The organism is Odoribacter splanchnicus DSM 20712, from assembly GCF_000190535.1.
GTDB lineage: Bacteria > Bacteroidota > Bacteroidia > Bacteroidales > Marinifilaceae > Odoribacter > Odoribacter splanchnicus.
In genome coordinates, this window is sequence record NC_015160.1 from 1,851,096 (window position 1) to 1,864,200 (window position 13,105).

11 protein-coding genes, 1 tRNA gene and 1 pseudogene are annotated in these 13,105 nt (G+C 43.7%); 4 read left to right on the plus strand and 9 right to left on the minus strand.

All coding sequences use genetic code 11. The features are described 5' to 3' along the window. Nucleotides 1-5 precede the first annotated feature (5 nt). The 8 genes and pseudogenes from ODOSP_RS07775 to ODOSP_RS07805 all read right to left on the minus strand — a co-directional run bounded on the left by ODOSP_RS07775 (nucleotide 6) and on the right by ODOSP_RS07805 (nucleotide 7,809). Nucleotides 6-1,547, minus strand: a complete 1,542-nt coding sequence (locus tag ODOSP_RS07775) for a hypothetical protein (RefSeq protein WP_013611801.1) — start codon at nucleotides 1,545-1,547, stop codon at nucleotides 6-8. Between the two features lie 21 nt (nucleotides 1,548-1,568). Beyond that, entirely contained in the window at nucleotides 1,569-2,474 is a 906-nt protein-coding gene (locus ODOSP_RS07780) for a FimB/Mfa2 family fimbrial subunit (RefSeq protein ID WP_013611802.1), read from the minus strand. Nucleotides 2,475-2,555: 81 nt separating this feature from the next. Further along, nucleotides 2,556-3,692: a hypothetical protein gene (locus ODOSP_RS07785; protein ID WP_013611803.1), complete on the minus strand. Its 1,137-nt coding sequence runs from the start codon at nucleotides 3,690-3,692 to the stop codon at nucleotides 2,556-2,558. A 30-nt stretch (nucleotides 3,693-3,722) separates the two neighbouring features. Continuing rightward, complete coding sequence (locus ODOSP_RS07790; protein ID WP_013611804.1) at nucleotides 3,723-5,207, minus strand: DUF3868 domain-containing protein; 1,485 nt, start codon at nucleotides 5,205-5,207, stop codon at nucleotides 3,723-3,725. Between the two features lie 12 nt (nucleotides 5,208-5,219). Beyond that, the gene (locus tag ODOSP_RS07795; protein WP_013611805.1) at nucleotides 5,220-5,795 is read right to left on the minus strand and encodes a DUF3575 domain-containing protein; all 576 of its coding nucleotides are present in this window, start codon (nucleotides 5,793-5,795) and stop codon (nucleotides 5,220-5,222) included. 843 nt (nucleotides 5,796-6,638) lie between these two features. Next, nucleotides 6,639-7,010, minus strand: a pseudogene (locus tag ODOSP_RS19440) (sigma-70 family RNA polymerase sigma factor); the annotation flags it as partial. 24 nt (nucleotides 7,011-7,034) lie between these two features. Further along, a complete protein-coding gene (locus tag ODOSP_RS19900) occupies nucleotides 7,035-7,205 on the minus strand; it encodes an RNA polymerase sigma factor (RefSeq protein ID WP_157741835.1) in 171 nt (56 codons plus the stop codon). A gap of 142 nt (nucleotides 7,206-7,347) precedes the next feature. Beyond that, nucleotides 7,348-7,809 (minus strand): fibronectin type III-like domain-contianing protein, encoded by a 462-nt coding sequence (locus ODOSP_RS07805; RefSeq protein ID WP_041556562.1) that lies wholly within the window; start codon nucleotides 7,807-7,809, stop codon nucleotides 7,348-7,350. 616 nt (nucleotides 7,810-8,425) lie between these two features. Between ODOSP_RS07805 and ODOSP_RS19445 the strand changes: the two genes are divergently transcribed. Together ODOSP_RS19445 and ODOSP_RS07820 are read left to right on the plus strand one after the other, a co-directional pair. Then, nucleotides 8,426-10,456 carry a TrkA-related ion transporter gene (locus ODOSP_RS19445; RefSeq protein ID WP_013611806.1) on the plus strand — a complete coding sequence of 677 codons (2,031 nt, stop codon included), beginning with the start codon at nucleotides 8,426-8,428 and terminating at the stop codon, nucleotides 10,454-10,456. 69 nt (nucleotides 10,457-10,525) lie between these two features. After that, complete coding sequence (locus ODOSP_RS07820) at nucleotides 10,526-11,575, plus strand: Kelch repeat-containing protein (RefSeq protein ID WP_013611807.1); 1,050 nt, start codon at nucleotides 10,526-10,528, stop codon at nucleotides 11,573-11,575. Between the two features lie 315 nt (nucleotides 11,576-11,890). Here the strand turns inward: ODOSP_RS07820 and ODOSP_RS07825 are convergent. Continuing rightward, nucleotides 11,891-11,966 (minus strand) — tRNA-Thr (locus ODOSP_RS07825). Nucleotides 11,967-12,107: 141 nt separating this feature from the next. Between ODOSP_RS07825 and ODOSP_RS07830 the strand changes: the two genes are divergently transcribed. Next, nucleotides 12,108-12,482, plus strand: a complete 375-nt coding sequence (locus ODOSP_RS07830) for a diacylglycerol kinase family protein (protein WP_013611808.1) — start codon at nucleotides 12,108-12,110, stop codon at nucleotides 12,480-12,482. A 12-nt stretch (nucleotides 12,483-12,494) separates the two neighbouring features. Further along, nucleotides 12,495-13,052 carry a phosphatase PAP2 family protein gene (locus ODOSP_RS07835; RefSeq protein WP_013611809.1) on the plus strand — a complete coding sequence of 186 codons (558 nt, stop codon included), beginning with the start codon at nucleotides 12,495-12,497 and terminating at the stop codon, nucleotides 13,050-13,052. Nucleotides 13,053-13,105 lie beyond the last annotated feature (53 nt).

Genomic DNA, 13,105 nt, shown 5'->3' on the forward strand with positions numbered 1-13,105 from the left:
GCTCGTTAGTTATTTATGGGTACTTCGATCTGTTTTATCACAATTGCCTCGGGAATGTTACTCCCCTGCCATTTCAAGGAAGCGCTCTGCCCGTTAATTAATAACAATGAACTACCTGTCTGATCCCACGCCGGCGTGTAAGAGATAGCCAGACTTACCGTTTTGTCCACATTTGTGGACTTCAATGCCTTGATCTTGATTTGGTAGGGGTCAGAGGAAGCCACATAATTTCCCGGATCGACAAGCACTCCTTTTTGATAAACCGTTATCTCAAAATCTCCAGCTGTGGCATCAAGCAATGTGGGAACCCATATCTGTTTATCAGGCCCGAATATCGAGAATGTGAAAGAGTAACTGCCCTCCTCAGAAGTAGCATCGTTATTGTACCAAATAGTCGGTTGGCTGTATTGTCCATCTTCCGGTACCGAGCTTCCGTCAGCAGGTGTTATCGGATTGTCGTAACTCGGATAATCAAAAGTGATATTGTAATTCTCCTTATTCCAGTCGGCCACCTTATATTCGACGGTTATCTTACCATCGTTGTGCATCAGGCAACAGACCGTATAATATTTATTCCTTTCGATAGGAGGCATATATACAAAACCGCTTCGGGCGTTTCCATCGAATTCATAGTCTACCCGAAGAACATTACCGTCGTTATCCCCCTTAACGTCCCATGAGGTACTACCCCAAGGGTTTTCGAAAAGATAGAAAGATTCGTTCAGAACAGGTGTATAGTTCGCCGGGTTTTCCTTATCGGTTTGCGAGGCATTCTCAGCTAAAGTTTTCGTTACCTCTTCTTCGACAACTTCGAGGCTGATATCACCTGTAATACCTGTTATCGCTTTCAGTGTTTCATCAGTTTGCGGCATCAGGTAATTGCGTGTCCTTGTTCCGGATGCCAGTACGGTCAATCCGGTAACACGCAGACTGCTATTCTCTCCGACAGGCTTGGCTGCGAATACGCCGAGCTTACCTATCGGGCGTTTCAGTTCAAACGTAAGGTCCTGCCGAAGCAACGTGTGCCCTGCATGTCCGGGATCGGCCGGGGTCTTATCCGACAACTGCGTCAAGTCGATTGTTTCCGTCTGTTTGCAAAACATCGGCAAACCTTTCGACGTATTCAGCTTCGTGAATGTAAAATGGTTCAACTGGGTTTCCGTTGTGTTTTCCGTCAATAAGACAGAAGAACCCGGTGTTTCCATGGCCGCTTCGTTGGCCACGACATAGAAGTCCACCTTCTGTGTCATGGTGGAATACATGGTCAGGTGCATCAGGAACGAGGGATTGTTCACGTCCAGTCCGTCTTTCGTGTAGAAGTGTCCGGCCGGTTGTCCATCAACAAAAGCGTATACGCGCAACGAGTGCAGAACAGTCTCGTTGTTTGTGGGAATACCGTCGGTCTCCTCTACGGCCCGGGTGCCTATGTTCAGTTGCACCAACGCATCACCCTTTTCAGAGGGGACTGTATATTTTTCTTTGATACAGCCGGAGAGCAGAGAAGCACAACAGCCGAATAAGAACACCGCATAAAGTATCTTTCTCATGTTTCACATATTTTAAGGGTCTTAAAATTCAGGTTTCACTTGCTCAACATACCATTCGGGAACGGTGACCTTTATCGCGCCCGCCTTGAATTCGATCCGGATCGGAATCAGCACCTCTTGTTTAGAACAATCGATCATAGGGTTAGCAGCCAAAAAATCAGCCAGGTTGATCTCCGCCAGCAGCTCTTCCCCGGAAGCCTGACGCAGACAGACGTTCACGTCCCTGTGATTCATGTGCCGCATTATGTTGGCACGAGCCGTCAGCAATTTTTTGCCGGACTCATATGTAGTTTCAAGCAAATAATCCGTAGCCTCTCCGCATGCCCGGTTCTCGAAATCGGTACAAGGCGAGACACCACATATCTCAAGTACAGGCAATGAACCTGCACGTTTTCCCACAGCGGGAATCCCAACCACTTCTACGAACAAATCGTAGTGGGAGCTGGCAAATTCTATCGTTTTGGTCTGATCATCCTCTTCCCTGCCGGTAAAAGGCAGCACGGTATAGGACGTTGAAGCGTGATAAAGAGAGTCGTTGCCGGAAACCTGTTTACCGGCAAAATAATCCCCGTCAGCAAATACTATTTTGTTAAAGTCACAAGTGGTGAGGCCCTCCACTCTCGTGTGATGGGTGTTTCCCACGCAGACGATCCTGTAATCCCCGGCTTTGAGCGGGGGAAGCAAAGCCGTACGGCTTGCTAACTCATCGTCGGATAAAGTATGCGAATTGACGCATTTATTCTCTGCATCGAAAACATACATTTCCACCCGGCAGATCTTGTCGGGGAATATCTCCGTCGTACCATCTCCCTTATAGCTGAGTGTCAATCTGTTGATGCTAAAACAGTCATCTATGTCTTCATCGATACAAGAAGTTAACGCACCTCCTAACAACGCCAGACAGAAAACAATACTCGTCAATTTCATAAATCTTATTTTTATTTCATCAAGGAGAAAAAAGAGGGGGAAGACGGGATACACCCGCCATTCCGCACCCTTTAATAATTATTAGAATTCAGGAGAAACAGGAACGACAGTCCAGTCTGCCACATCCACATTTAACTCCACGCAACGCTCAGGTTCGTCGAAATCACCATCCGTGAACGAGTAGAGCACCCGGTAGATCTTTCCTGATGTAAAGGCAGAAGCATTGGTAAACTGTCCGCGTAAATAGAGAGGCACCTCTGAATTACTGTTCACACCGCGCAGGGCGAGCAACAACTCAGGATTCTTAGCAGCATCCGTCACGTGTGCTAAACCGTAAGTGATGATTCCGGCGGCATCTTCTCCATCTTCAGCAGGATCGGTAATATCCGTACCATCTACGAATTTTTTCCCGCCGACAGCCAATTCTAAATTCAATTCATCGGCCCACGGTGCGGAACGATCTTCGATCCAACCCCATACTTCCGTATGATCGATAGTTTCAAATACTTTAGTATCCTCCACAGGAAGTTTAGACACGAAATCAGACTGTGTATAGTAATTGTTCAATGCTATTTTCTGTAACTTGACAGAGGTATACTTGGGAACATCTCCCTCTTGGGTATACTGGAATCCATAGATTTCGAAACGCGATACACGTGGCTCCAGGGTTACGTTCGCCGTGTAAACATTGTCATGAATTTCGCTCCCGTCAAGTTTTTTTTCTTCAAGCTCATCTTCACCATAAAGAGGATAGGTCGGGTGACCGCTTCCATTGTCATTCGGTATATGATCAACACGGGTTGCAATTGTAGAGTACTCCACGTCACCGATATTCCCCACGACAACGACTTTCGAGGTGGCAGCGGGCAGAAAATGATAGGTAATATCTTTTCCGTTCTCACCTATTTCAGCCCACTCAGAATCTGTTTTACTGAAATAGACCTGTTGATCCTGATTCTCATACTGAGGAACGGTTTGCAGGTTGCCGGCAGCATCCACAAAGAACACCTTGAAATTTTCCAACGCAACCTGGGAACCACCTTTCATTGCATCACCCGTAGCACGTGACTTCACAGTCTTTTGGATATTAGGCAGTTTGATCGTCACACTTTTGGGCATAGTATCCGTTTTCACACCACCCTCATGCTCGTCCTTACTGCAAGAAACAAGTCCCATTGTAGCCACTAAGGCCATCAATACTAAATTTTTCACTTTCATAAATACAAAAATTAATGGTTTTATTGAAAATTATAATTGTTCTATTACTCCTTGTACTTGTGTCAGGTTATGCCGGGCCTCTTCCACCCCTGCTTCGGCGGCACGACGGAAAGCGTCTTCCGCTTTATAAGGCTTTCCGGCCCCGGCATAGGCAACTCCCAGGGTGTTGAGAAGCGTGGAATCTCTGAAGGTAACCTTCGAATATTCTAACAATTGCACAGCCTTGTCATACTCCTTCTTTGCCATAGCCTCCAATGCCAGGTCGTTCAAGACGGCCGGTGCATCGGGGAAATAGCGGGCAGCCACCTGCATAACTTTCCCGTATCCGGGTGATCCCTTCTCATAAGAAGCGGCCACTTTATACATCTCCGTCAAGCTCAGCAAATCGGGACGTTCGTCCACCATGCGCCGGGCCTCGTCGAGATTGAAGTTGCGAACATTGTATTCTATTTTATATTCATTACGCCGTAAAAGAGGATATATCTCGTTGAGCAGGCGATGATAGATGTCGGCAGGTACTAATTCCTGCAACTGTTTTTCACAGACATCACGGTCTCCTGTACATTCATCGATAATGCGCACGACCTCTCCACGTTTCAGAAGCCCTGGAAACTTGTCCAGCACGAGACGGAAACCTTCCCAATCCTCACCTTTCCAATCGACGTGTATCATGGCAGGGTCGAACTTGTCATGGCGGCAAATATAGTCGGCCAACGCTTTGGCACGATTCTCCGACAGTTTGAGGTTGTGAGCCACAGTACCCTCCGGAGAAGCGTAACCGGTAATAAAAATACCCGTGATGGAAACATCCTCGTTATCCTCGACTAGCTGAATCGAATGGGACACGGTATCCAATTCAGAACGATTATCCTTATATCCGGGAAGGATCCTGTAACTATCCTGACGAAACTGGAGACGCGCCGTACGGGTTTCAGCCCGGACTTTCACCGGTTCCGGTTCGGGCACAATCGTACAAATTCTGTAATCAGGGATGAAAGCGGGAAGAATATTCCCGGGCAGGACCTGTTCCGCTTTACCTTCCGAACAGTTTACACACCCATACACCTGCTCACGCAGTTCGATCCGCCCATCGAGCATCCAGTGTTCGTAAGGGACTGTCGCCAGATACTCGTACCCCTGATCTTTACCGTTACGGCGACGGATGACAACCTGTGCATTCTCGTCGTGATAAGGGGGAATATCTACACTTTCCAGACGCTGAGCCCGAAGATACATTTTGTTGCGGGCTTTACCGTCTATGACGATCGGTGGGAAAGCCGCTTCACGGTTTCCATCCTTGGATAGCAATATGGGAGTCAAGGCTATCGTATGCTGTGTCTTGATTTTAAGTTCACTCAAATCAACCAGCATGGTCAGTTGTACTTCTCTGCCTTTCTTGACAACTCCCCGGTTCTGTATCCCGATTTCGGCAAGGTAACTGATCTCGTTTTCAGCATGTATCACCTCCGGACAACATGCCAGTAACGCTAAGAATATGATATATAAATGTTTCATCTTTTTCCGGTATTACTTAATAATGTAGATAAGAGATATTCCCGCTTTCGTCGGGCCGAAATAATGCTTCTTCTGGTTACCCTTGAAACGACCGCAGGTCTTGCACTCGTACTTGTCGTACTTCGTGTAAATGTATCCGGCACCGATATTCGCTTCCAGATTCCAGCGTTTACCTAAAATCCACGTATAACCATAAGAAATACCGATCCCGGTGGCCCACCCCTCATAACGATGCTCTTGGGTAGACTTATTTTGGAAGGGAATCCGCACACCGCTGATATTGTATTCTGCAAACCCGGTATGAATACCGAAAAAATGTCCGTTGAAACGTTCGCACAACCAGTACCGGAATTCCGGCATCACCATCCAATGCTTGATCTTCTTATTATCGTCTTTATTAAGGGTCCACGGATTATACCCCCCCACCAGATCGAGGGTTGTACGCTTGCCCAGCCCGAATTCAAACCCGATGTTGGGTGTTGAAGTGGCCCAATAAAGAAGATTGGTTTTAACCGCAATATCCTGCGCGCAGACAAGGTTTCCACACCACCACACGACAAGAAAAATTCCGAGGATTAATCTTTTCATATTTTCATTTTATCGTTATACCATTCGTTACCGGCCAAGCCGGTATGTATATTCACTCCACTTTATTTTCTTTAATATCGGTAAAACACAAAATGTAATGTTGCCCCTGGCTGTATGTGTGTGTATGTATGTGTATGTATTTCTCTGTTTAAATACAGAAGAATAGAAAAGGTAATTCAGGGGCAAACATTACATATTTTATCTGATATTTATACAATAGGACCAATAAAAAGGAACATTTTTATTGGTTGAAATTCGAAAAAAAGGAGGTCTTTATGATGAAGAGTTGACTTACTGAATATCAAATAATTGAACTAAAAATAAAAAAGCCGATCTTATAAATAAGATGGCTTTATGTATCAAAAAAAATAAGGTTCGTTTTCTATAGATAAAACTATAACTTTCTTTTCATTAATATTATAATTACATTACAAATATAAATACTTTTTGGAATATGCAAAAATATAAATACAATTAATTTCATAATAGGTTCGTAAATCTGTTATAAATTACTATGTTTTAATATATTATTTCATATAAAAAATATATGTTGTAATTGTAATTTTATCAGAAATTGATTTTAGTCTTTTTCATTATTTCGGTTGTAAAAACTTTTGAATTCGTATCTCATAACGGTTGAAAAATACGTTGACCACTGACCGGCAGAAGTGACCGGGTCCCCACACACGAATACCGGAGACGGACAAGTACTAAAAAATTCTACTCTTCCCGGCGCTAATCAGCCGATAGACCACATAAACCGATAGGATTTATCCCCCCTGAAGCAGAACCCTCCGGCAATAAAATCTCTACCCTTCGTTCCTTTGAATTTTCCTGTATTTTTTATCGGAAAAAGAAAATAAACAACAAAGAAGTATATTGTCCCAATTGCTCCCGAAGAAATTTATAAGCCCTGTATTTTTGTTGTTTGACCGTATGTATCGTTATATTCAGGTCACAGGCAATCTCTTCTCCACTCTTCCCTTCAAGGCTCATCAGCATAATTTTTTTTCTTTCTTCGGGCAAGCGGTCGATCAATTCCCTCAATTTCCGGAATAACTCTTCCCGCACCACACTATAAAAATTTTCTTCCGACATTTCCCCTTCTTCTTCAAACCAGTGTTTTAGCCTTTCTTCTTCCACATTACGGTCACGCAAATATTTTAAAGCATTATTCCACACTGCACGGTATAAATAAACCGTCAAAGCTTTCCCATTCTCAAAGCGAACCGAACTATTCTACAAATTCACCAGGGTATTCTGAACAATATCGGGAACAACTTGTTCATCTGCCAAAATCCGGGAACTATAATGACAAAGGGGAGCATAAAACGACTTGAAAAGTACTTTCCAGGCCTTTTCATCTTTTTGGTTTATTCCTTGAATCAATTCTTTCGTTTCTGGCAACATGATCCCAAGCTTTCGACAGCCGAAAATAGAAAATATATTTAAGAACAAAAAATAAGAAAGAAAAAACGCTGACCGGCAAAATTTCAATTCCGCCAATCAGCATACTGTTAATCGTAAAAAGTCAAAAGTCGGCCCCCATCGGTCATCGATAGGAGAACAAGCCTTCATTGCTTTCATCTTCGGCATTCGCGGCTATCCAGACTTTAAAATCACCGGGTTCCGGTCCGTATTCCATTTTTAAATTATACATAGAAATTGTTTCGGGGGTAATCAAAAACTCAACGTTCCGGGTCTCCCCGGCCTTTAATGCCAACTTCTGATAAGTAGAATAGACATAAAATTCATACCTAAAAATCCATTCCCGCCGATTCAGTAAATCGATACCGAAACTGATACGGAAACTCAAATCTTCGATTACCTCCCAAGTGAGATGTGCATTTCCCGTCACCCGGTCATCCCGGATATTCTTATTCAGGTAAGCGATCGTAGCCAACGGATTCCCGGTAGAAGAATTCTGAGAATCCGAGAAATCTCCTTCTTTATCGTAAGATTTAATAGTAAAGCTCAAACGGTAAGCCTGTCCGACTACCACCGGGGTTGCCATTACTTTTTTATCTAAAAGCAGCTGACATATTATGTCCGATCGTTATTTTTTCTCAGAGGTGATATTCATTATGCGCCCGCAACGTGAGCCGACGATATCCATTCTGTTTGATCACTTCTTTTTACTGGAAGAAACCGACACTCAAATTATAACTTACATTTTCAGCACCTCCACTCAAGCCAATCTGGTAATTCCTGACGGAATCAAGCCTGAAAATCTCGTCAAACCAATCAGTGCCTTTTTCTAGTAATTCGAGATGTGGATACGCAGGTTCTTCTCCCATAGCACCTTTGGCCAGAACCATGACTTCCGATAATGGCACCGATAGTTTCTTCCTTAACAACCACCGCAGCTCCGATAACGGATTCCCGGTCTTTTTTCTGTCACTTATCCCGTCACCGAAATTCTGTCCTGTCCGAAGAGTACTTCCGATAATAACAAAAGTGTACCGATCAAAAACAAGCCTCTTCCCTTCATATGTCTTAAATTTATCAGTAGTAATATAAATGAGTTACTCTCCCCCTTATTTCATCCGATTGCGATTTTCTTCAGCCTGTCGTTTGTTAGGGTTACAACTTTCCTTATATTTGCATATTTACATCCAATTTACGGTTTTATGCGTTTATGGAAATGGTTAAAATTGGGGTTTGACCAGACTTTTTCGGGAGCCTGGTGGAAACAATTACTCTGGCTTACCAGTGTGATCGTATTTTTCTTCGCGGGGATGTATATCCTGCGTCCCCAGGTCGGTATCTCCCCCCAGACGGAAAATGTCTTCACTTCTCCGGCAGAACAAGAAACCCAAAAACTGAATTTTTGGGATTTGGTAGAACTTTTTATCGATCCGGGAGGATTCGCCAATCAAAAAGAGGTCAACCGTCCTTATGCCTTATTGGTCGTACTGGCAGGCATGTTGTTACTTACGGGTATTTTAATTTCGGTATTTTCGAATATGCTGGAACGCCGGGTGGAACGTTTCCGCAAAGGCGACAGCCATTATGCTTTTTCCAATCACATCATTATATTGGGTATCGACGATATGGTGCCTTATCTGATCCAGCAACTCCGACGAAATGCCGAGTATAAAAAATGCGATATCGTCGTATTGACCGTCGAAGATACCGAACAGGTGCGACTGAAATTCCATGCCGAACTGAACCGGAAAGAAGAAAGGAGACTGGTCATCCTGCACGGACGGCGGGACTCGAAAGAAGAATTAAAAAAAGCCAGGGTTCATAAAGCGGAAAAATTGTTTATCTTAGGAGAAGCGAATGAATACGACCGGGATTCTTTAAATATCGACTGTGTCAAACGTGTGGCAGAAATCTGTGAACAAACCAAACGTAAAAAACCACTCTGTTGTCATGTTTTATTCGAATATCAGGGTACTTTTTCGGTATTTCAGGTTTCGGATATCAGTCAGCAAATCAAACAATACATCGAATTTACTCCTTTCAATTTCTATGAGATCTGGGCTAGACGGGTTTTGGTAAAATGCAGTGCGGAAAGTAACGGCACGATTCATTATTTCCCTCTGGACCGGGGAGGAATTAGCGAAAACTCGGAAAATTACGTTCATCTGGTCATTATCGGTATGACCCGTATGGGTATAGCCCTGGCAATCGAAGCGGCCCATATCGCCCATTTCCCGAACTTCAAAACTCACCGGAAAAAAACGCGGATCACCTTTATCGACCGGGAAGCCAGACGGGAAATGGATTTCTTCATGGGACGTTACCGTCATTTGTTCGACTTATCGGAAGCCCGGTTTATGGATTGTGAACAAGACAAGACATTTCATCCCTGCCCCAGAACTTCGACAGCCGATTTTATCGATTTGGAATGGGATTTTATCCAGGGAAGGGCCGAATCCGAACCTGTCCAAACCTTATTAGGGCAATGGAGCGGTGAAAAAGATAAACTATTGACCATTGCCATCTGTTTTAATTTTCCGCATACCAGTCTTGCCCTCGGTCTTTATCTCCCGGATGCCGTCTATGCCCACCAGGTTCCGGTATTGATCCGCCAGGAAACCTCGGACACGATTCTACAAATCGTCAATTCTTCTATAAAATATCAGGCTTTACGGCCATTTGGAATGGTCAACCGCTGTTACGACCTGACGATGGAGAATTTATATCTGCCGAAATATATCAATTATGTCTACGACTATTTTTATCAACATGGGGTCAATCCCCCGGATCTCCCTTCCGAAAAAGAATTGACAGAAAAATGGAATAAGCTACGGGTAGTGAAACAATGGTCGAATATTTACAATGCCAGTTCTATAGCCACTAAGCTCCGCTCGATCGGAATCGCCTTACCTATGAAAGATAGAATGCGAGAACTCACTCCACATGAAATCGTTATCCTGGCAGAAGTAGAACACAACCGCTGGAATGTCGAGGAATTGTTAATGGGTTACCGGATTGTGACTCCCGAAGAAGAAAAAGAAATTGAAAAAAATATCGAATTGAAAAACGTATACAAGGAAAAACGTACTGCCCACTATGACATCCGGCCTTATGAAGATTTACGGTCGGATGAAAGCGGTCGTTGTGCCAATGTCTACGACATCAGCATCACTTCGGCAATTCCTTTAATCCTCAACCATATACATACGCAAACCGATCAAGTGGAGGACTGATCATTTATTTTAGATTTTGTTTGTAAATTATCTGTTTATTAATTATACTTGTAAAAAAAAAACAAAATCATGAAATACTTTTCGTTCCTTGTTTATCTAGTAGCCTTTATCGCTTGTCATGACGATCACCATACAGAACCGGAATTACCACAAGGCCAATGGACCGAATCGCATCCATTCAAGGGAATTCCACGTACAGGAGGGGTCAGTTTTACTATCGGAGACGTCGCTTATGTCGGCCTGGGGCGTACTTTGTCTACAGCTACCGAGGCATTAAAAGATTTTTGGATGTACAAAGATACGACCTGGACCCGTATCGCCGACTTTCCGGGGACAGAACGTTACGGAGCGGTTGCTTTTGTGCTCGGCAATATCGCCTATGTAGGTACAGGTTATACTCCATCCACCAAAAATCGAGCAGATGAATTTCATCATGATTTCTATGCCTATGACCCATCGACCGGTAAATGGAGCGACACTCCGGTGACTTATTTACCTCCCGATGCCCAGGGCGAAAGTAATGCCCGCAAAGATGCCATTGCTTTTTCGTTAAACAATAAAGCTTACGTAGGTACAGGCATTTCACCTAAAAACCATGCTTTGAAAGATTTATATTGTTTCGACGGTTCGACCTGGACAGAACTTTACTTTCCCGGTGAAGCCCGATACGGAGCTTCGGTTTTTGTCATAGACGATAAAGCGGTAATCTGCCTGGGTACAAGCGGGGCGAATAAAACGTCCTATTTAGCCGATGTAAATATTTTCGACGGCATAACCCAGGAATGGTATGCTCCCCGCCCCCTGGTAAATCTGAAATCCCATCAGGACGACGAAGAATACGACCAGATTCCGCGGGCTTATGCCGTAGCTTTCACTTCGGACAAAACGGACGGACAAACCAAAGGATATATCACGACAGGGATGGGCCCGTATCTTCATACCTGTTGGGAATACGATATTCAAAAAGATCATTGGAGGAAAGTCAGCGATCTCCCTGCTCCTATGACAAAGCGGATGTATGCTGTCGGCTTTTCCTTAAACGGTAAGGGATATATCACTACCGGAGGATTGAATTCAAACACTCCTATCCCCGCCGATATGTGGAGTTTTACCCCATAAACCGAAAACCGGGAAAGTTTCCGGTTCCTGATACCGGTCATCGATGAGCTAATTTAAATGGATTCACCGACGCCTGACTCTGCCGGAGTGTATATTTTGCTTTCATAGCGTGTACACTTTATGACCATACCAGCAATAAAAATTTTAAAACAACAAAAATCCCGAATTGATCCAAGTTTTTGTTTCAAATTTTCGTGTAACAATCGTGTAACATTTACGGAAATAACGGCAAAAAAGTTTGATTTTTTGCACTAGAAAAGGGGTCAAAATCGATTGATTATTGCCCCCTTTTAGTTTTAAGTTGCTGATTTTCAGTGGAGCCAATTGCGGGACTCGAACCCGCGACCTACGCATTACGAATGCGTTGCTCTACCAGCTGAGCTAAATTGGCGTTTACGGGTGCAAAAGTAACAATTTTTTGAGATATCAAAACGATTCAGGAGAAAAAATCTACCTCACCGGATATAAAGTTTACCGGATTTTGGCCATGTTTGCAAAAAAAACTACGTTTGTAGCCGTTCAAAGACTAATTATGGCATCCGAAAAAAAATTTTCTTTCAAAGCCCGTTTGCATAGTTTCAAATATGCTTTTCGTGGTGTGTTTCTTTTATTTCATTACGAACACAATGCGTGGATACATTTGATTGCAATTGTTTGTGCTGTCATGGCAGGCATCATTTTATCCCTGACTTCTTTGGAATGGGTAGTAATCCTTTTTGCTATCGGTAGTGTGCTTGCTGCCGAAGCCATAAACACGGCGATTGAAAAACTAGCCGATTTCATTTCCCCGTCGCATCAGGTCCTTATCGGTAAAGCAAAAGACCTCGCAGCAGCAGTACTGATCCTGTCCACCTGTGCATTTATCATCGGAGGTATTATCTTTATTCCTAAAATAATCCATTTCTAAGTTTTATTCCTCATGCAAACAAAATTTATTCTGCCTTGCCTGTTAAGTACTCTTTTTTTCTTAAACTCTTTTTCGCCCTCGGCTCAGAATCGTAAAACCATCGAAACGACGACCGATATTCTCATGTTCATCACACCGGTAGCAGGATTTGCCGGTTCACTGGCTATCGGAGATTATCAGGGTACCAAACAAATTATCTTTTCGGGAGCGATGAATATGGCCATGACCTATGCCCTGAAATATGTGATCAGGAAAGAACGGCCGGACCATAGCGATCATCATGCTTTTCCTTCTTCCCATACCTCCGTCTCTTTTCAGGGAGCCTCCTTTATACAAAGACGCTACGGATGGAAATTCGGCTTACCGGCTTATTTACTCTCCGCCTACGTCGGTTGGGGACGGACGTATGCCAAAAAACACGATTGGTGGGATATCATCGGAGGAGCAGCCATCGGAACAGCCAGCAGCTATATCTTCACCCGTCCGTTTGCCCGAAAACACAACATTACTTTTTCACCGGTAATTCTCAGTGGACAACACCCTGGGTTTTATGCCTCTATCCGGTTTTAATCGGCTTCTCAGTTTTTTTTATTTAGAATAATTAAAAATTATTTATTATATTT